The sequence below is a fragment of the Micromonospora globosa genome, assembly GCF_000717585.1.
Taxonomy (GTDB): domain Bacteria; phylum Actinomycetota; class Actinomycetes; order Mycobacteriales; family Micromonosporaceae; genus Micromonospora; species Micromonospora aurantiaca.
Genome location: NZ_JNZR01000055.1, coordinates 1 through 21,215, shown reverse-complemented (window position 1 = coordinate 21,215; position 21,215 = coordinate 1). Strand labels below are relative to the sequence as shown.

Genomic DNA, 21,215 nt, shown 5'->3' with positions numbered 1-21,215 from the left:
CGACATCGGCATGCCGAGTGAGGTAGGTCCACGGTGAGCAACGAGGACGAGAAGTACGTCGAGTACCTGAAGCGTACGACCTCGGAGCTGCGGCGTACCCGGCGTCGGCTGCGCGAGCTGGAGGCCCGCGACGCCGAGCCCGTCGCCATCGTGGCGATGAGCTGCCGTTACCCCGGCGGGGTCGACAGCCCCGAGGCGCTGTGGCAGCTCGTGCACGACGGCGGCGACGGGATCGGGCCGTTCCCCGCCGACCGGGGCTGGGACCTGGAGAACCTCTTCCACCCCGACCCCGACCACCCGGGCACCAGCTACGTGCGCGAGGGCGGCTTCGTCTACTCCGCCGCCGACTTCGACGCCGACCTGTTCGGCATCTCGCCCCGCGAGGCCGTCGCCATGGACCCGCAGCAGCGGCTGCTGCTGGAGACGTCCTGGGAGGCGTTCGAGCGGGCCGGGCTGCCGCTGCCGGCCGTCCGGGGCAGCCGCACCGGCGTCTTCGTCGGGGCGTCGTCGCACGGCTACGACGGCATGATGGCGCAGGCCGAGAACGGCGAGGGGCACCTGCTCACCGGCAACGCCACGAGCGTCATCTCCGGCCGCGTCGCGTACACGCTCGGGCTGGAGGGGCCGGCGGTCACCGTCGACACCGCCTGCTCGTCCTCGCTCGTCGCCCTTCACCTGGCCGCGCAGGCCCTGCGCAACGGCGACTGCGAGCTGGCCCTCGCGGGCGGCGTGACGGTGATGCCCACCCCGGCGGTCTTCGTCGGCTTCAGCCGGCAACGCGGCCTCGCCGCCGACGGCCGGTGCAAGGCGTTCGCCGCCGGCGCGGACGGCACCTCGTGGTCCGAGGGCATCGGCATCCTGCTGCTCACCCGGCTCTCCGACGCGCAGCGGCACGGCCACCCGGTGCTCGCCGTGATACGCGGCAGCGCGGTCAACCAGGACGGCGCGTCCAACGGGCTCAGCGCCCCGCACGGCCCCTCCCAGGTGCGCGTCATCCGCCAGGCCCTGGGCAACGCCCGCCTCACGCCCGAGCAGGTCGACGTGGTGGAGGCGCACGGCACGGGCACCCGGCTCGGCGACCCGATCGAGGCGCAGGCGCTGCTGGCCACGTACGGACAGGACCGGGGGGACTCCGCGCCGCTGCTGCTCGGGTCGGTCAAGTCGAACATCGGGCACACGCAGGCCGCCGCCGGCGTGGCCGGTGTGATCAAGATGGTGATGGCGATGCGGCACGGCGTGGTGCCGCCCACCCTGCACGTCGACGAGCCGTCCCCGCACATCGACTGGACCGCCGGGGCGGTCACCCTCGCCACCGCCGCGACGCCCTGGCCCGCCGTGGACCGGCCGCGCCGGGCCGCCGTGTCGTCGTTCGGCGTGTCCGGCACCAACGCGCACACCATCATCGAGCAGGCCCCGGCTCCCGCCGAGGTCGAGGCCGAGGTCGAGGCCGAGGCGACCACGCCGCAGGCCCGCACCGTGGCCCCCGTGCTGCTCTCCGCCCGCTCCGACGCCGCGCTCGCCGCGCAGGCCGGCCGCTGGGCCGCCCGGTTCGCCGCCGACGAGACCCTCCGCCCGCTCGACGTGGCCTTCTCGTCGGTCACCTCCCGCTCCACCCTGGACCGTCGGGCCGTGCTGTCCGCGACCGGCCGCGACGACCTGCTCGCGGGGCTGCGCGCCCTTGCCGCCGGGGAACCGGCCGGTACGGTCGTGACCGGTGCCGGGGCGCCGCGCGGCCAGCTCGCGGTGCTCTTCTCGGGTCAGGGCGCGCAGCGCGTCGGCATGGGCCGGGAGTTGTACGCCGAGTTCCCCGTGTTCGCCGCCGCGCTGGACGAGGTGTGCGGGCACCTGGATCGAGCCCTGCCGCGCCCCCTGCGTGAGGTGCTCTTCGCCGCCGAGGGCTCGGCCGACGCCGACCTGCTGGACCAGACGGTGTTCACGCAGGCCGGTCTGTTCGCGGTCGAGGTGGCGCTGTTCCGGCTGGTGGAGTCCTTCGGCGTCGCCCCCGACCTGGTCGGTGGTCATTCGATCGGCGAGGTCACGGCCGCGTACGTGGCCGGGGTGCTGTCGCTGGAGCACGCCTGCGCGCTGGTGACGGCGCGGGGCCGGTTGATGCAGGCGCTGCCCGCCGGGGGTGGGATGCTGGCCGTCGCGGCCACCGAGGCCGACGTCCTCGCCACGCTCGACGGCCTGGCCGACGTGGGGATCGCGGCGGTCAACGGGCCGACCTCGGTCGTGGTCTCGGGCGCCGTGGCGGCCCTGGACGAGGTGGAGCGGCTCTGGAAGGACCGGGGCGTACGCACCCGCCGCCTCACCGTCAGCCACGCGTTCCACAGCCCGCTGATGGAGCCGATGCTCGCCCGGTTCCGCGCGGCTTCGCCGACGGGGTCGCCGCGCTGCGCGCCGCCGGGGCGGACACGTTCCTGGAGGTCGGGCCGCGCAGCGTACTGACCGCGATGGTCGGCGAGATCCTGCCCGCCGACGACGCCGTGCTGGCCGTCGCCGCGCAGCGCAAGGACCGGTCCGGGGCGCACGGGCTGCTGGCCGGGTTGGCGGAGCTGCACGTGCGCGGGGTTGCGGTCGACTGGCGGCAGTGGTTCGCCGACACCGGCGCCCGGCGGGTGGACCTGCCCACGTACGCCTTCCAGCACCAGCGCTACTGGCCCGAGGCCGGCGGCACCGCCGTGACGGCCGCGCCGGGCGACGCCGCCGAGGGGGACTTCTGGGCGGCCGTGGAGCGCGGCGACCTGACCGGGGTCGCCGCCCACCTGGCCGTGCAGGACGACCCCGCCGCGGTCGAGGCCCTCGCCCCGGCCGTACCGGTGCTCTCGTCGTGGCGACGGGCCCGGCAGCGCGACGCAGTGGTGGACGGCTGGACGTACCGGATCGACTGGGAGCCGGTACGCCCCGCCGCCGCCCCGGTGCTGACCGGCCGCTGGCTGGTCGTCACCGCCGACGCCGACGACGCGGGGGCGGCCGGCACGCTGACCGGCGCGGGCGCCCACGTCGACACGCTCACCGTCGCCCCCGGCGTCGACCGTGCCGAGCTGACCGGGCTGCTGCGCGGCCACGGCGAGCAGGGCTGGACCGGCGTCCTCTGCGTGCTCCCCGCGCCCGACCGGGCGCTGCCGGACGCCCCGGCTGTCTCCGTCGGCGCCGCGCTGCTGCTCACCCTCACCCAGGCGCTCGCCGACGCCGGTCTGCCCGGCCGGCTCTGGTGCCTCACCCGGGGCGCCGTGCGCGTCGGGGCCGGCGAGACCTTCACCGACCCCTGGCCCGCCCTGGCCTGGGGCCTGGGCCGGGTCGTCGCGCTCGAACAGCCCGACCGCTGGGGCGGCCTGATCGACCTGCCCGCCCGCGCCGAGCGCACTGCGGCGGACGCGCTGCTCGCCGTCCTCGCCGACGCCGGCCACGACCAGGTGGCGATCCGCCCGCAGGGCGTCTTCGGCCGGCGGCTGGTGCCGGCCGCGCCGCCCGCGGGTGCGGGCTGGCGGCCCGCCGGGACGGTGCTGGTGACCGGCGGTACGGGTGCGCTGGGCCGGCACGTGGCGCGCTGGTTGCTGGCCAACGGGGCGGCCGAGGTGGTGCTGGCCTCGCGGCGGGGTCCGGCGGCGCCGGGCGCGGCCGAGCTGGTCGACGAGTTGGGCGCGGTACGGGTGGTGGCGTGCGACGTCACCGATCGGGCGGCCGTCGACGCCCTCGTGGCCGGCCTGCCGGAGTTGACCGCCGTCGTGCACACCGCCGGCGTGATCGACGACGGCGTCCTCGACGGGCTCGACCTGGGCCGGATGCAGACCGTCCTCGACGGCAAGGTCCGCGCCGCCCAGGTGCTGCACGAGGCCACCGCCCACCGCGACCTCGACGCGTTCGTGCTCTTCTCCTCCCTCGCCGGGATCATCGGCAGCGCCGGACAGGGCAACTACGCGGCGGCCAACGCCTATCTCGACGCGTTCGCGGCCTGGCGACGCGACCAGGGCCTGCCCGGCACCGCCATCGCCTGGGGCGCCTGGGCCGAGGACGGCATGGCCGCCGCGCTGACCGCCCGGCTCGCCCGGGGCGGCATCGACGCGCTCCCCGCTGCCGAGGCCGTCACCGCCCTCGGCCGGCTGGTCAACACCGCCGAGCCGGCGGTCACCGTCGCCGCCGTCGACTGGGGCCGCCTCGCCGCCTCCTGGGGCCGCCCGACGCCACTGATCGCCGCCCTGCCCGGGGTGCCCGCCGTGCCCACCGGCCCCGCCCGCGCCGTGGTGGTCGGCCGGTCCCTGCCGCAGCTCGCCGACCTCGTACGCACCCAGGCCGTCGTCGTGCTCGGCTACCCGGCCGGCCGGCCGCTGCCCGAGCGCACCTTCCGCGACCTCGGCTTCGACTCGCTCACCGCCGTCGAGCTGCGCAACCGGCTCACCGCCGAGACCGGCATGACCCTGCCCGCCACGCTGGTCTTCGACCACCCCACGGTCGCCGAACTCGCCGCCCACCTGCACGGCCTCACCGCCGGGCACACCACCGGCGAGGTGGTCGCCGACGGCACCGGCCGCGACCGCGAACCGATCGCCATCGTCGCCATGAGCTGCCGCTTCCCCGGCGGGGTCACCTCACCCGAGCAGCTCTGGGACCTCCTGGCCACCGGCACCGACGCGCTGAGCCTGATGCCCGGCGAGCGCGGCTGGAACCTCGCCGAGCTGTACCACCCCGACCCCGAGCACCTCGGCACCAGCTACGTCCGGGAGGGCGGCTTCGTCGCCGGAGCTGGCGAGTTCGACCCGGCTTTCTTCGGCATCAGCCCCCGCGAGGCCCTCGCCATGGACCCGCAGCAGCGGCTGCTGCTGGAGACCACCTGGGAGGCGTTCGAGCGGGCCCGGATCGACCCGACCGCCCTGCGCGGCAGCCGCACCGGCGTGTACGTCGGCACCAACGGCCAGGACTACGGCTCGCTGCTGATGGCGACCGGGGACGTCGACGAGAACTACCTCGCCACCGGCACCTCCGCCAGCGTCATCTCCGGACGGCTGGCGTACACCTTCGGGCTGCACGGCCCGGCCGTCACCGTCGACACCGCCTGCTCGTCGTCGCTGGTCGCGATGCACCTGGCCGCGCAGGCCCTCCAGACGGGCGAGTGTGACCTCGCCCTGGCCGGCGGCGCCACCGTGATGGCCACCCCCGGCATCTTCGTCGGCTTCTCCCGCCAGCGCGGCCTCGCCGCCGACGGCCGGTGCAAGCCGTTCGCCGGAGCCGCCGACGGCACCGGCTGGGGCGAGGGCGTCGGCCTGCTGGTGCTCCAGCGGCTCTCCGACGCCCGCCGCGACGGCAACCCGGTCCTCGCCGTGCTGCGCGGCAGCGCCGTCAACCAGGACGGCGCCTCCAACGGTCTCACCGCACCCAACGGCCCCGCCCAGCAGCGGGTGATCCGGCAGGCCCTCGCCAACGCCGGACTCACCGCCGAGCAGGTGGACGCCGTCGAGGCGCACGGCACCGGCACCACCCTCGGCGACCCGATCGAGGCGCAGGCCCTCATCGCCACGTACGGCCAGGACCGGCCCGCCGACCGGCCGCTCTGGCTCGGCTCGATCAAGTCGAACATCGGGCACACCCAGGCCGCGGCGGGTGTGGCCGGGGTGATGAAGATGGTCCTGGCGATGCGGCACGGGGTGCTGCCGCCCACGTTGCACGTGGACGAGCCCACCCCGCACGTCGACTGGACCGCCGGCAGCGTCGAACTGCTCACCTCCGCCCGGCCGTGGGAGCCCGCCGACGGGGTACGCCGCGCCGCCGTCTCCTCGTTCGGGATCAGCGGCACCAACGTGCACACCATCCTCGAACAGGCCCCCGCCGACGAGCCGGAGCCCGGACCGGCAGCCGACGTGCCGACCGGGGAACTGCCCTGGGTCCTCTCCGGGCGCACCGTCGACGCCCTCACCGCCCGCAGCCGGGACCTGCGCGAGCACCTCGGCACAGTGGACGACGACGCGCTCACCGACGTCGGCTGGTCGCTGGCCGCCACCCGCGCCGCCCACGACCACCGGGCCGTCGTCTTCGCCGCCGACCGCGACGACCTGGCCGCGTCCCTCGACGCGCTCGCCGCCGGCCGGCCCGGCCCGCAGACCGTCACCCGCCTCCCCGGCACGCCGGGCGAGGTCGCGTTCGTCTTCCCGGGCCAGGGCTCGCAGTGGGCCGGGATGGCCGCCGAGCTGCTCGACACCGCCCCCGTCTTCGCGGAGACGTTCGCCGCCTGCGCCGAGGCGCTGCGCCCGTACGTCGACTGGTCACCGACCGACGTGGTGCGCGGCGCGCCCGACGCCCCGTCGCTGGAGCGCGTCGACGTCGTGCAGCCCACCCTGTTCGCGGTCAGCGTCTCGCTCGCCGCGCTCTGGGAGTCGTACGGGGTGCGCCCCGCAGCCGTCGTCGGGCACTCCCAGGGCGAGATCGCCGCCGCGTACGTCGCCGGTGGCCTCACCCTCGACGACGCGGCGGCCGTGGTCGCGCTGCGCAGCCGGATCATCGCCGGCATCGCCGGGGACGGCGGCATGGTCTCGGTCGCCACCACCGCCGACGAGGCCACCGCGACGATCGCCCGCTGGGCCGGCCGCATCGCCCTGGCCGCCGTCAACGGACCCACCTCCGTCGTGGTCTCCGGCGACGGCGCCGCCCTCGACGAGCTCGTCGCCCACTACGAGTCCCGCGAGGTGCGGGTGCGCCGCGTGCCCGTGGACTACGCCTCCCACTCCGCCCACGTCGAGCAGCTGCGCGAGCAGCTCCTGGAACTGCTCGCCGGGCTGCGGCCCCGCACCGGCGAGGTCCGGTTCCGCTCCACAGTCGAGGGCGACTGGCTCGACACCGCCGCCCTCGACGCCGACTACTGGTACCGCAACCTGCGGCAGACCGTCCGCTTCGACGAGGCGGTACGCAGCCTCGTCACCGCCGGCTACCAGACCTTCGTCGAGGTCAGCGCCCACCCGGTGCTGACCATGGCCGTGCAGGAGAGCGTCGAGCTGGCCGCCGCCGACCCGGACGCGGTCACCGTCACCGGCAGCCTGCGCCGGGGCGAGGGCGGCCTCGGCCGCTTCCTGCGCGCCCTGGCCGAGGTCTGGGCCGGGGGTACGGCCGTGGACTGGCGGCCCGCCTTCGCCGGCCTCGCCGGGCGTCGTCTCGACCTGCCCACGTATCCGTTCCAGCGGCAGCTCTACTGGCCGCAGCCGTCAACCGCGCCCGCCCCCGCGGCCGCCGGTCCCGTGGCCGACGACGAGGTCGACGCCCGGTTCTGGGCGGCCGTCGAGGCGGAGGACCTGACCGCGCTCACGGCCGAACTCTCCGCCACGGCCGAGTCGCGGCCCGTCCCGGAGACGGCGTTCGCCGACGTGCTGCCGGTGCTCGCCGCCTGGCGTCGTCGGCACCGCGACCAGGCCACCGTGGACTCCTGGCGGTACCGGGACAACTGGACGCCCGTCGCTCCCGACGCCTCCGGCGAGCCGCCCGCCACCGGCACCTGGTGGCTGCTCACCGGCCCCCACGACACCGGCGCGGCCGAGGCCGACTTCTGCGCCGACGCATTGCGGCGGCACGGCGGCACCGTCGTACCGCTGGCGCTGGACGCCGACCGCACGGACCGCGCGGCGCTCGCCGCTCGGCTGCGCGACCTCGCCGACGGCGGCCCTCGCCCCGCCGGGATCGTGTCGCTGCTGCCGCTCGACGAGACGCCCGCCCCGGCGCACCAGTCGGTGCCGGTCGGTTTCGCCGGCACCGTCACCCTCGTGCAGGCGCTCGGCGACGCCGGAGTCCGCGCGCCGCTGTGGTGCCTCACCCGGGGCGCCGTCGCCACCGGCCCGGCCGACCCGCTGCCGCACCCGCTCCAGCAGCTCACCTGGGGCTTCGGCCGGGTCGCCGCACTCGAACACCCGGACCGCTGGGGCGGCCTCGTGGACCTGCCCGACGAACTCGACGACGCGGCCGGCCGACGGCTGGTCCGTGTCCTCGTCGGCGCCGACGGCGAGGACCAGGTCGCGCTGCGGTGGGCCGGCGCCTTCGGCCGGCGACTGCTGCACGCCCCGCTCGGCGACGCCCCCGCCCCGCGCACCTGGCGGCCCTCCGGCACCGCCCTGGTCACCGGCGGCACCGGCGCGCTCGGCGGACACATGGCCCGCTGGCTCGCCGCCAACGGCGCTGCGCACCTGGTGCTGGTCAGCCGGCGCGGCCGGCAGGCCGAGGGCATCGCCGACCTCGAGGCCGAGCTGGTCGCACTGGGCGCCCGGGTCACCGTCGCCGCCTGCGACGCCGCCGACCGGTCGGCGCTCGCCGCCGTCCTCGCCGCCCTGCCGCCCGAGCACCCGCTGACCACAGTCGTGCACACCGCCGCCGTCCTCGACGACTCGGTGATCAACTCGCTGACCCTGGAGCAGGTCGACTACGCGCTCAGCGCAAAGGTCACGACCGCGCTGAACCTGCACGAGCTGACCCGCGAGCTGGACCTCGACGCGTTCATCCTGTTCTCCTCGATGGCCGGCACCGTCGGCAGCTCCGGCGTGGGCAACTACGCCCCCGGCAACGCGTTCCTCAACGCCCTCGCCGAGCACCGGCGCGCCCTCGGCCTGCCCGCCACCTCCATCGGCTGGGGCGCCTGGGGCGGCGGCGGCATGGCCGACGGCGAGTTCGGCCGGATGCTGCACCGCCACGGCGCGCCCGAGATGCCCCCGCGCCTCGCCGTCGCGGCCCTGCACCAGGCCGTCGAGCACGACGAGACCTTCCTGACCATCTCGAACATCGCCTGGGACCGGTTCTTCGTCGCGTTCACCGCCACCCGGCCCGGTCCGCTGATCTCGGAGATCCCCGAGGCGCAGCGGTTGCAGGCCACCAAGGGCCTCGCCGAGACGAAGGAGACCGGCGAGGCCGGCCCCGCCGGCGCGTTCACCCGGATGAGCGCCGCCGAGCGCCAGCAGGCGCTGCTCGATCTGGTCCGCGACCAGGCGGCCGCGGTCCTCAAGTACGCCGACGGCCAGGCCGTCGACCCGCACCACGCGTTCCGGGACCTCGGCTTCGACTCGGTGACGGCGGTGGAGCTGCGCAACCGGCTCGCCACCGCCACCTCGCTGCGGCTGCCGGTGACCCTGGTCTTCGACTACCCGTCGCCGACCGCGCTCGCCCGGCACCTGCACGAGGAGTTGGGCGGCGAGGCCGCCGTGGCCGTCGAGGCCGCCCCGGTGACGCTCGGCGACGACGAGCCGGTGGCCATCGTCGCCATGTCCTGCCGCTTCCCCGGCGGGGCCAACGACCCCGAGCGGTTCTGGCAGATGCTGCACGCCGGCCGCGACGCCGTCTCCGACCTACCCGGCGATCGGGGTTGGGACGTCGAGCGCCTCTACGACCCCGACCCCTATTCCACCGGCACCTCATACGTCCGCAGCGGCGCCTTCCTCTACGAGGCGGCGGAGTTTGATGCCGGTTTCTTCGGGATTTCCCCCCGTGAGGCCTTGGCGATGGACCCGCAGCAGCGGTTGTTGCTGGAGGTTTCGTGGGAGGCGGTCGAGCGGGCAGGGGTTGAGCCTGGGGTTCTTCGGGGTTCGCGAACAGGGGTGTTCGTGGGCACGAATGGTCAGGACTATGGGGCCCTGCTGATGGGGCGTACGCGTTGGGGTTGGAGGGGCCGGCGGTGTCGGTGGACACGGCGTGTTCGTCGTCGCTTGTGGCGTTGCACCTGGCGGTGCAGTCGCTGCGGCGTGGCGAGTGCGACCTGGCCCTCGCCGGCGGCGTGACCGTGATGGCGACGCCTGGGCTGTTCGTGGAGTTCTCGCGGCAGCGGGGCCTGGCGGCCGACGGCCGGTGCAAGGCGTTCGCGGCGGGTGCCGACGGCACGGGCTGGGGTGAGGGTGTTGGTGTGCTGGTGGTGGAGCGGTTGTCGGACGCGCGGCGTAACGGTCACGAGGTGCTGGCGATCGTGCGGGGCAGCGCGGTCAATCAGGATGGTGCGTCGAACGGGCTGACGGCCCCGAACGGTCCGTCGCAGCAGCGGGTGATCCGTCAGGCGCTGGCGTCGGCCCGCCTCACCACGGCCGACGTGGACGTGGTCGAGGCGCACGGCACGGGCACCACCCTCGGTGACCCGATCGAGGCGCAGGCCCTGCTCGCCACGTACGGGCAGGAGCGCGACGAGCCGCTGCTGCTCGGCTCCGTGAAGTCGAACATCGGCCACACCCAGGCCGCCGCCGGCGTCGCCGGCGTGATCAAGATGGTGCTGGCGATGCGCGAGGGCGTGGTCCCCGCGACGCTGCACGTGGACGAGCCGTCCCCGCACATCGACTGGAACTCCGGGGCCGTCGAGCTGGCGATCGAGTCGCGGCCGTGGCCGGCCGTGGGCCGGGCGCGCCGGTCGGCGGTGTCCTCGTTCGGCATCTCCGGCACCAACGCCCACGTCATCATCGAACTGCCCGAGGACCTCCCCGCCGAGAGCGTGGAGCCCGACGGCGAGGCCGCCGAGGATCGCAGCCCGGGGCTCGTGGCCTCCGACGTCGTCGTCTGGACGGTGTCGGGGCGGTCGAAGGGCGCGCTGGCCGGTCAGGCCGCCCGCCTGGCCCAGCACGTCCGCGCGCACGCCGACCTCGACGCGGCGGCGGTGGGCTGGTCCCTCGCCGCCACCCGGTCGACGTTCGACCAGCGGGCCGCCGTCGTCGGGGCCACCGTGGCCGAGTTGCTGGCGGGGCTCGACGCCCTGTCCGCCGGCGCGCCGGCGGGGAACCTCGTCACGGGTACGGCCTCCGGAACCGGTGCGGTGTTCGTGTTCCCGGGTCAGGGTGCGCAGTCGGCGCGGATGGCGGCCGGCTTGGTGGGTCGTGCGCCGGTGTTCGACGCGCGTCTGGCGGAGTGCCAGCGGGCTCTGGCCCCGTACCTCGATGTCGATCTGGTGTCGGTGTTGACCGGTGACGACGAGTCGTGGCTGGAGCGGGTGGAGGTCGTGCAGCCGGTGCTGTGGGCCGTGGGTGTGGCCCTGGCGGCGGTGTGGCAGCACGCCGGGGTCACCCCGGCGGCGGTGGTCGGTCACTCGCAGGGCGAGATCGGCGCGGCGTGCGTGGCCGGGATCCTCAGCCTGGAGGATGCGGCGAAGGCGGTCGCGTTGCGGTCGCGGGCGCTGACGGTGCTGCGGGGCACCGGGACGATGGCGTCGGTCGACCTGTCGGCGGAGGCGGTGGCCGAGCGGCTGCCGGCGTTCCCGGGTGTCGGGGTGGCGGCGGTGAACGGTCCGTCGACGGTCGTGGTGTCGGGTCCGCCGCGGCCGGTCGCCGACCTGGTGGAGGCGTGTCAGGCCGACGGGGTGCGGGCGCGGTTGATTCCGGTGGACTACGCGTCGCACTCCGTGGCGGTGCAGGACGTCGCGGAGCAGTTGCGCGCCGACCTGGCCGACGTGACGCCGCGACAGGGCAACGTCCGGCTCGTCTCCACCCTCACCGGGGACTGGGTGGACCCGTCCTCGATGACGGCGGACTACTGGTATGAGAACCTGCGGCAGACCGTCCAGTTCGACGCCGCCGTGCGGGTGGCCGTCGAGGCGGGTCACACGACGTTCGTGGAGATCTCCCCGCATCCGGTGCTGACGATGCCGGTCACGGCGATCCTGGACGACGCCGGCGTGAGCGGGCACACGCTGGGCAGCCTGCGGCGCGGTGACGACGACGCGACGCGGCTGCTGACGAACCTGGCCACCGCCCACACGATCGGCCTGCCCGTCGACCTGACCAGGGTCCTCGCCGAGACCGGCACCGTCGCACTGCCCACGTACGCCTTCGACCGCAGCCGCTTCTGGCCGACCGCGGCGACCCGGCAGGACGGCGCCGAGGAGACCCCGAGCGGCGTCGACTCCGCGTTCTGGGCGGCCGTCGAGAGCGAGGACCTGGCCGCGCTCGCGGAACTCACCGAGCAGGACGCGACGGAATCCCTGGAACGGCTGGGCGCGGCCCTGCCCGTGCTCGCCTCCTGGCGACGCCAGCAGCGCAACCGCTCCGCCCTGGACGACCTGCGCTACCGCAGCGTCTGGCAGCCGTACACCGGGACGCCCGTCAGCTTCCTCCCCGGCGCCTGGTGGGTGATCGCCGACGCACGGCACCCGGAGGAGGGCGAGGCCGCCGTCGCCGAGCTGACCCGCCGGGGCGCCGATGTCCGGCTGGTGTCGCTGCCGGAGAACCTGACCGACCGCGCCGCCCTCACCGCGCACCTGAACGGTGTCACCCGTACCGCCGACGGCGGGCCGGCCCCGGTCGACGGGGTGCTGTCCCTGCTCGCCCTCGCCGACGGCGCGGTCGACGACACCCAGCCGGTGCCGCCGTTCCTCGCCCGGTCGCTCGCGCTGATCCAGGCGCTCGGCGACCTCGACGTCGCCGCGCCGCTGTGGTGCGTCACCAGGGGCGCGGCCGGCACCACCCGGAGCGGCACGCCCGGCCGACCGGAGCAGTCGCTGCTCTGGGGCCTCGGCCGGGTCGTGGCCCTCGAACACCCCGAGCGGTGGGGCGGCCTGGTCGACGTACCGGCCACCCTGGACGACCACGGCTGGGACCTGCTCTGCGCCGCCCTCGCCGGACTCGACGGCGAGGACCAGCTCGCGGTCGACGGCGCCACCATCCTGGTCCGCCGGCTGGTGCGGGCACCCGGCGGCGAGGCGCCCGCCGACGACGCCGGCTACCCGGGCACGACGCTGGTCACCGGCGGCACCGGCGCGCTCGGCGCGGAGGTGGCCCGCTGGCTGGCCGCCCGGGGCGCCGAGCACCTGATGCTCGTCAGCCGCCGTGGCGCGGACGCCCCCGGCGCCGCCGAACTCGTCCGCGAGCTGACCGGGGCGGGCACCCGGGTGACCGTCGCGGCCTGCGACGTGGCCGACCGGGCCGCGCTGGCCAAGCTGCTCGACGAGGTACCCGCCGACGCGCCGCTGACCAGCGTCGTGCACGCGGCCGGCGTCCTCGAGGACGGGGTGCTCGACGGGCTCACCGCCGACCGCCTCGCCACCGTCCTGCGCCCCAAGGTGCTCGGTGCCCTGCACCTGCACGAGCTGACCGTCGGGCGGGAACTGCGCGCGTTCGTGCTGTTCTCCGCGCTGGCCGGGCAGCTCGGCGCCGCCGGTCAGGGCAGCTACGCCGCCGCCAACGCCTACCTCGACGCCCTCGCCGAGCAGCGGCACCGGCAGGGCCTGCCGGCCACCTCGGTCGCCTGGGGCCCCTGGGCGGCCGGCGGGATGGCCACCACCGACCCTGCCGTGGAGGAGCGCCGCCGGCGTACCGGCGTGGCCCGCCTCGACACCGCGCCCGCGCTCACGGCGCTCGCGCAGTGCGTCGCGCGGGGCGAGCCGGCGACGATGGTGGCCGGCATCGACTGGGCCCGCTACGTGCCCGGCTTCGTGGCCGTGCGGCCCAGCCCGCTCATCGCGGGCGTGGCCGAGGCGCGGCGGGCCGTCGCCGAGCGGGCCGAGGACACCGGCGTCTCCGCGGAGTCCCTGGCCGCCCTGCTCGCCGGGCAGACCGACGCCGAACGACGCAAGACCCTGCTGGAGCTGGTACGCGGGCAGGCCGCCGCGGTGCTCGGCCACGCCTCGATGGACGCCGTCGAGCCGGACCGGGCGTTCCGCGAACTCGGCTTCGACTCGCTGACCGCCGTGGAGCTGCGCAACCGGCTCACCGCGGCGACCGGCGTCCGGCTGCCCGCCACGGTCGTCTTCGACTATCCGACCGCCGCCGGGCTGGCCGAGTACGTGCGGGCCGCCGTCGTCGACGGCGGGGTGGTCGGGGTCGCACCGGTCTTCGGCGAGCTGGACAGGTTGGAAGCGGCGCTCTCCGGCTCGGCGCCGGACCGCAGCGCCCGAATTCGGATCACCGAGCGGCTGCGGGCGCTGCTGGCCTCCCTCAACGAGGCCGACGCCCCGGCGGACGGCGACACCGTCGCCGAGAAGCTCCAGGACGCGACGCCGGACGAGGTCTTCGACTTCATCGACCGCGAGCTGGGGATGTCCTGACGTGATCGCTGCTGCGACGACGGGTCAACACAAGGAGTGCGCGGTCCATGGCTGACGAGGCGAAGCTTCTCGACTACCTCAAGCGGGTCACCGCTGACCTGCACCAGGTGCGCCAGCGCCTGCGCGAGGTGGAAGCCGGTGAACAGGAACCGGTCGCCATCGTCTCCATGAGCTGCCGCTTCCCGGGCGGGGTGCGCTCGCCCGAGGACCTGTGGGAGGTGGTCGCGTCCGGCCGGGACGTGGTCTCCGACTTCCCGACCGACCGCGGCTGGGACCTCGGGTCGCTCTACGACAGCGACCCCGAGCAGGCCGGTACGTCGTACACGCGGCAGGGCGGCTTCGTCCACGACCTGGCCGACTTCGACCCGGGCTTCTTCGCGATCTCCCCCCGGGAGGCGCTGGCGATGGACCCGCAGCAGCGCTGGCTGCTGGAGACCTCGTGGGAGGCCCTGGAGCGGGCCGGCATCGACCCGCACTCGCTGCGCGGCAGCCGCACCGGCGTCTTCGCCGGCAGCACCGGCCAGGACTACGGCACCGTGCTGATGGGTGCCGCGCAGGGCCTCGAGGGGCACCTGATGACCGGCAACGCCGGCAGCGTGGTGTCCGGCCGGATCGCGTACACCTTCGGGCTGGAGGGGCCGGCCGTCACCATCGACACCGCCTGCTCGTCCTCCCTGGTCGCCCTGCACCTCGCGGGCCAGGCGCTGCGGCAGCAGGAGTGCACCCTGGCCATCGTCGCCGGCGTCACCGCCATGTGCACCCCGGCCGCCTTCGTCGAGTTCTCCCGGCAGCGCGGCCTCGCCGCCGACGGCCGGTGCAAGGCGTTCGCCGCCGCCGCCGACGGGACCGGCTGGTCCGAGGGCGTCGGCGTCCTGGTGCTGGAACGGCTCTCGGACGCGCAGCGCAACGGTCACCCCATCCTCGCCGTGGTACGGGGCAGCGCGGTGAACCAGGACGGCGCCTCCAACGGGCTGAGCGCCCCGAACGGGCCGTCGCAGCAGCGGGTGATCCAGCAGGCCCTGGCCAACGCCGGCCTCGCCGCCGGCGGCGTGGACGTGGTGGAGGCGCACGGCACCGGCACCCGTCTCGGCGACCCGATCGAGGCGCAGGCGCTGCTGGCCACGTACGGACAGGAGCGGGGGGACTCCGCGCCGCTGCTGCTCGGCTCGGTCAAGTCGAACATCGGCCACGCGCAGGCGGCCGCCGGGGTGGCCGGCGTCATCAAGATGGTCATGGCGATGCGGCACGGCGTCGTACCGCCCACCCTGCACGTCGACGAGCCGACGCCCGAGGTCGACTGGTCGGCCGGCGACGTCTCGCTGGTGACCGAGGCGACGCCGTGGCCGGCGGTGGACCGGCCGCGCCGCTCGGCGGTCTCCTCGTTCGGGGTGTCCGGCACCAACGCGCACACCATCCTGGAGCAGGCCCCGGCACCGCAGCCGGCCCCGTCGGCCGCCGCGCCGGTGGTCGAGCGGCCGGTCGTACCGGTGCCGCTGTCGGCCCGGGACGCTGCCGGCCTCGCCGCGCAGGCGGCCCGCTGGGCGGCCCGGATCGCCGCCGACGAGACCCTGCGCCCCCTGGATGTGGCCTTCTCGTCGGTCATCTCCCGGTCCACCCTGGACCACCGCGCCGTGGTCCACGCGACCGGCCGCGAGGACCTGCTGGCCGGGCTGCGCGCCCTCGCCGCCGGTCAGCCGTCCGGCGCGGTCGTCGCCGGGCAGGCCGGCGGCCGGGGCTCGCTCGCGGTGCTCTTCTCCGGCCAGGGCGCGCAGCGCGCCGGCATGGGCCGGGAGTTGTACGCGGGCTTCCCGGTGTTCGCCGCCACGCTGGACGAGGTGTGCGTGTACCTGGACGCGCTGCTGCCGCGTCCGCTGCGGGAGGTGCTGTTCGCGCTGGAGGGTTCCGCCGAGGCGGCCCTGCTGGACCAGACGGTGTTCACGCAGGCGGGCCTGTTCGCCGTCGAGGTGGCGCTGTTCCGCCTCGTCGAGTCGTTCGGCATCGCGCCGGAGTTCGTGGGCGGTCACTCGATCGGTGAGGTGACGGCCGCGTACGTGGCGGGGGTGCTGTCGCTGGCCGACGCGTGTGCGCTGGTGGCGGCGCGGGGCCGGCTGATGCAGGCCCTGCCGGCCGGTGGCGGCATGCTCGCGGTGGCCGCCGACGAGGTGGCGGTGGTCGAGTCGATCGCCGGCTCGACCGACCGGGTCGGGATCGCGGCCGTCAACGGGCCGACCTCGGTCGTGGTCTCCGGTGCCGTCGACGCCCTCGACGAGGTGGAGCGGGTCTGGCGTGAGCGGGGCGTGCGTACGCGCCGGCTGACCGTCAGCCACGGCTTCGCCGACGGGGTCGCCGCGCTGCGCGCCGCCGGGGCGGACACGTTCCTGGAGGTCGGGCCGCGCAGCGTACTGACCGCGATGGTCGGCGAGATCCCGCCCGGCGACGACGTCGTGCTGGCCGTCGCCGCGCAGCGCAAGGACCGGCCCGAGGTGCACGGGCTGTTGGCCGGGTTGGCCGAGCTGCACGTGCACGGGGTTGCAGTCGACTGGCGGCAGTGGTTCGCCGACACCGGCGCCCGGCGGGTGGACCTGCCCACGTACGCCTTCCAGCACCAGCGCTACTGGCCCGAGGCGGGCGCCGGGTGGACCGGCGACGTCACCGCGGTCGGCCTGCGCCCCGCGCAACACCCCCTGCTCGGAGCCGCCGTCGGCGTCGCGCACGCCGAGGGCTTCCTCTTCACCGGCCGGCTGGCCCGGCGTACCCACCCGTGGATCTGCGACCACGTCGTGTTCGACACCGTGCTGCTGCCGGGCACGGGTTTCGTCGAACTCGCCCTCCAGGCGGGCGCGCACGTCGGCGCGGACCACGTCCGCGAACTGACCCTGGAGTCGCCGCTGATCCTGCCGGAGACCGGGGGCGTGGACATCCAGCTCTGGATCGGCCCGGCGGACGAGACCGGGTGCCGTTCCGTGTCGCTGCACTCCGCGCAGGACGGCGAGCCGGCCGAGGGCACGGGTGAGCGGGCCTGGACCCGCAACGCCAGCGGCGTGCTGGCCAGCGGCCCGGCCGTGCCGAGCGGTCCCGCCGGCTGGTCCGACCTGACCACCTGGCCGCCGCCGGGCGCGACCGAGGTCGGCACCGACGACCTCTACCTGAACCTCGCCGCCCAGGGCTACGACTACGGCCCGTCGTTCATCGCCCTGCGCTCCGCCTGGCGGCGCGGCGACGACCTCTTCGCCGAGCTGGCGCTGCCCGAGGCCCCCGCCGCCGAGGCCGCCGGGTACGGCCTGCACCCGGCCCTGCTCGACGCGGCGCTGCACACCCTCGGCCTGACCACGCCGGCCGGGGAGCCCTCCGGGGCGGGCATGCCCCCCGGATTCGGCCGCCTGCCGTTCTCCTGGAACGACGTCGCCCTGCACGGCGCCGGGGCCGCGGCGGCCCGCGTCCGGGTCTCGCACACCGGCCCCGACAGCATCTCGCTGCTGCTCACCGACGTCACAGGCGCGCCGGTCATCTCCGTCGGCTCCCTCGTCCTGCGGCCGGTCTCCGCCGACCAGCTCCGCACCGCCTCCGGCGGCGGCACCGAGTCGCTGTTCCGGGTCGAGTGGGCCCCGCTCGCGCTTCCCGCCGGCCCGTCCACGGTCGACTGGGCGGTGCTCGGCGACGCGGCGGCGCTCACCGACGCGGTCGCCGCCACCGGCACGGCCGTGGCGGCGTACTCCGACCTGGCGGCCCTGGCCACGGCGATGGACGGCGGGACGGACGCGCCCGGCGTGCTGGTCCTGCCGTTGCTCGACCCGCCCGCGTCGGCGGACGTGCCGCGCGCCGTCGCCGAGGCGACCCACCGGGTGCTCGCCGTGCTCCAGCAGTTCCTCGCCGAGGAGCGCTACGCGGTGTCCCGACTGGTGGTGCTGACCTCGGGCGCGGTCGCCACCGACCGGGACACCGACCTGACGGACCTGACCGGCGCCGCCGTGATCGGCCTGCTGCGCTCCGCCCAGTCGGAGAACCCCGACCGGTTCGTGCTGGTGGACGTCGACGACGTGGCCGGCTGCGCCGCCGCGCTCGTCCCGGCCGTCGCGACCGACGAGCCGCAGGTCGTGATCCGCGCGGGCGTCGCCGCCGGCGCCCGGCTCACCCGGGTTCCCGCCCCGACCGAGCCGCCGGCAGCCCCGTTCGACTCCGACGGCACCGTCCTGATCACCGGCGCCACCGGCACCCTCGGCCGGCTGATGAGCCGGCACCTGGTCAGCACGTACGACGTCCGGCACCTGATCCTCACCAGCCGGCGCGGCCGCGCCGCCGGGGGCGTCGCGGAGCTCTGCGCCGAGTTGGAGGCGCTCGGCGTGAGCGTCACCGTCGCCGCCTGCGACGTCGCCGACCGTGGCGCCGTGGCCGAGCTGCTGGCCGGCATCCCGGCGGAGCACCCGCTGACCGCCGTCATCCACGCCGCCGGTGTCCGTGACGACGGCGTCATCTCCTCGCTCACCCCCGAGCGGATGGACGGCGTGCTGCGGCCCAAGGTCGACGCCGCCTGGCACCTGCACGAGCTGACCGCCGACCTCGACCTGAAGGCGTTCGTCTCGTACTCCTCGCTGGCCGCCACCGCCGGCGGCCCGGGCCAGGGCAACTACGCCGCCGCCAACGCGTTCCTCGACGGGCTGGCCCAGCACCGCAAGGCGCGCGGCCTCGCCGCCCTCACCCTCGCCTGGGGCCTCTGGGCCGACCGCAGCGGCATGACCACCGAGCTGGACGACGTCCACCTGAACCGGATCTCCCGCTCCGGCGTCGCCGCCATGGAGGCCGAGGAGGGGCTCGCCCTCTTCGACGCGGCCTGCCGCACCACCGACGCCGCGCTCGTCCCGGCCCGGCTGGACCTCGCCGCGATGAAGGTGCAGTTCGCCGGCGGGACCATCCCGCCGCTGTACCGGGCGCTGATCCGCACGCCCGCCCGCGCCGCCGCGGCCAGTACCGGCGCGTCGCTGGTGCAGCAGCTCGCCGGGCTCGGCGACGCCGAGCGGGCCGCCGCGCTGGTCGAGATCGTCCGGGGCCAGGCCGCCGCCGTGCTCGGCTACCCCGACCCGGCGGCCATCGAGCCGCGCCGGGCGTTCAGCGAGTTCGGCTTCGACTCGCTCACCGCCGTCGAGATGCGCAACCGGCTCAACAACGCGTTCGGGATGCGGCTGCCGGCCACCCTCGTCTTCGACTACCCGACCCCGCACGACCTGGCGGCCTTCCTGGGTACGGAGATCGCCGGCACCCCGGTTCCCGTGCGACCCACGACGACCGCCGTGTCGGTCGGCGACGACGAGCCCCTCGCGATCATCGGCATGGCCTGCCGGCTGCCCGGCGGCGTGTGGTCGCCCGACGACCTGTGGCGGCTGGTGGTCGACGGCGTGGACGCGATCAGCGACCTGCCCACCGACCGTGGTTGGGACCTCGACAGCCTCTACAGCCCCGACCCCGACGCCCCCGGCACCTTCTACGCCCGCGGCGGCGGCTTCCTCAGCGGCGTCGACAGGTTCGACCCCAACTTCTTCGGCATCTCGCCCCGCGAGGCCCTGGCCATGGACCCGCAGCAGCGACTGCTGCTGGAGACCACCTGGGAGTCCTTCGAGTCCGCCGGCATCGACCCCACCGACGTACGGGGCAGCAGCACCGGCGTCTTCGTCGGCACCAGCGGCCAGGACTACGGCTCGCTGCTCGCGTACTCGCCGGAGGCCGCCGAGGGCTACATGCTGACCGGGATGACCAGCAGCGTCATCTCCGGGCGGGTGGCGTACACGTTCGGGCTGGAGGGGCCGGCGGTGTCGCTGGACACGGCCTGCTCGTCCTCCCTGGTCGCGCTGCACTGGGCCGGCCAGGCGCTGCGGCGCGGCGAGTGCGACATGGCCCTCGCCGGTGGCGTCATGGTGATGGCCACCCCGACCGCCTTCGTCGAGTTCTCCCGGCAGCGCGGCCTGGCCGCCGACGGCCGGTGCAAGTCGTTCGCCGCGTCCGCCGACGGCACCGGCTGGTCCGAGGGCGTCGGCATGCTGCTCGTGCAGCGGCTCTCCGACGCCCGCCGGCAGGGCCGCACCGTCTACGCGGTGGTGCGCGGCTCGGCGATCAACTCCGACGGCGCCTCCAACGGGCTGACGGCCCCGAACGGCCCCTCGCAGCAGCGGGTGATCCGTCAGGCGCTGGCGTCGGCCCGCCTCACCACGGCCGACGTGGACGTGGTCGAGGCGCACGGCACGGGCACCACCCTCGGCGACCCGATCGAGGCCCAGGCCCTGCTCGCCACGTACGGGCGGGAGCGGCCCGCCGACCGGCCCCTGCTGCTCGGCTCCATGAAGTCGAACATCGGCCACGCCCAGGCCGCAGCCGGTGTGGCCGGCGTGATCAAGATGGTGCAGGCCATCCGGCACGGCCTCGTCCCGGCGACGCTGCACGTGGACGAGCCGTCGCCGCACATCGACTGGACCTCCGGCGCGGTGGAGCTGGCGACGCAGTCGCGGCCCTGGCCGGCGGTGGACCGGCCGCGCCGGGCGGCGGTGTCGTCGTTCGGCATCTCCGGCACCAACGCCCACGTCATCATCGAGCAGGCCGACGAACTGTCCGTGGCACCGGCCGAGCCCGGCCCCGGGCTCGTGGCCTCCGACGCGGTGCTGTGGCCGCTGTCGGGACGGTCGAAGGGCGCCCTGGCCGGCCAGGCGGCCCGTCTCGCGGAGTACGTGCGTGAGCGCGGCGACATCGACGCGGCGGCGGTGGGCTGGTCCCTGGCTACGACCCGGTCGGCGTGTTCCCGGGTCAGGGTGCGCAGTCGGCGCGGATGGCGGCGGGTCTGGTGGGTCGTGCGCCGGTGTTCGACGCGCGGCTGGCGGAGTGTCAGCGGGCTCTGGCCCCGTACCTCGATGTCGATCTCGTGTCGGTGTTGACCGGCGAGGACGAGTCGTGGTTGGCGCGGGTCGAGGTGGTGCAGCCGGTGCTGTGGGCCGTGGGTGTGGCTCTGGCGGCGGTGTGGCGGCACGCGGGTGTGGTGCCGGCCGCGGTGATCGGGCATTCGCAGGGTGAGATCGGCGCGGCGTGTGTGGCGGGGATCCTCAGCCTGGAGGATGCGGCGAAGGCGGTCGCGTTGCGGTCGCGTGCGCTGACGGTGCTGCGGGGTACCGGCACGATGGCGTCGGTCGACCTGTCGGCGGAGGCGGTGGCCGAGCGGCTCGGGGAGTTCCCCGGGGTGGGCGTTGCGGCGGTGAACGGTCCGTCG

At 75.7% G+C, this 21,215-nt stretch carries 2 protein-coding genes and 1 pseudogene; all 3 read left to right on the top strand.

Annotated elements, in window-relative coordinates:
• The first annotated feature begins 33 nt into the window (after positions 1-33).
• Positions 34-13,972, top strand: a pseudogene (locus IF06_RS32465) (type I polyketide synthase).
• Positions 13,973-14,019: 47 nt separating this feature from the next.
• Positions 14,020-20,886 (top strand): type I polyketide synthase, encoded by a 6,867-nt coding sequence (locus IF06_RS32455; RefSeq protein WP_232236812.1) that lies wholly within the window; start codon positions 14,020-14,022, stop codon positions 20,884-20,886.
• A partial coding sequence (locus IF06_RS35015; protein WP_232236811.1) for an acyltransferase domain-containing protein occupies positions 20,781-21,215 on the top strand: 435 nt, incomplete at its 3' end. The genes IF06_RS32455 and IF06_RS35015, both read left to right, overlap by 106 nt.

What these genes read in the sequence shown, in the direction of transcription:
- IF06_RS32455 (WP_232236812.1), top strand. Translation starts at nt 14,020, where the DNA reads ATGGCTGACGAGGCGAAGCTTCTCGACTACCTCAAGCGGGTCACCGCT.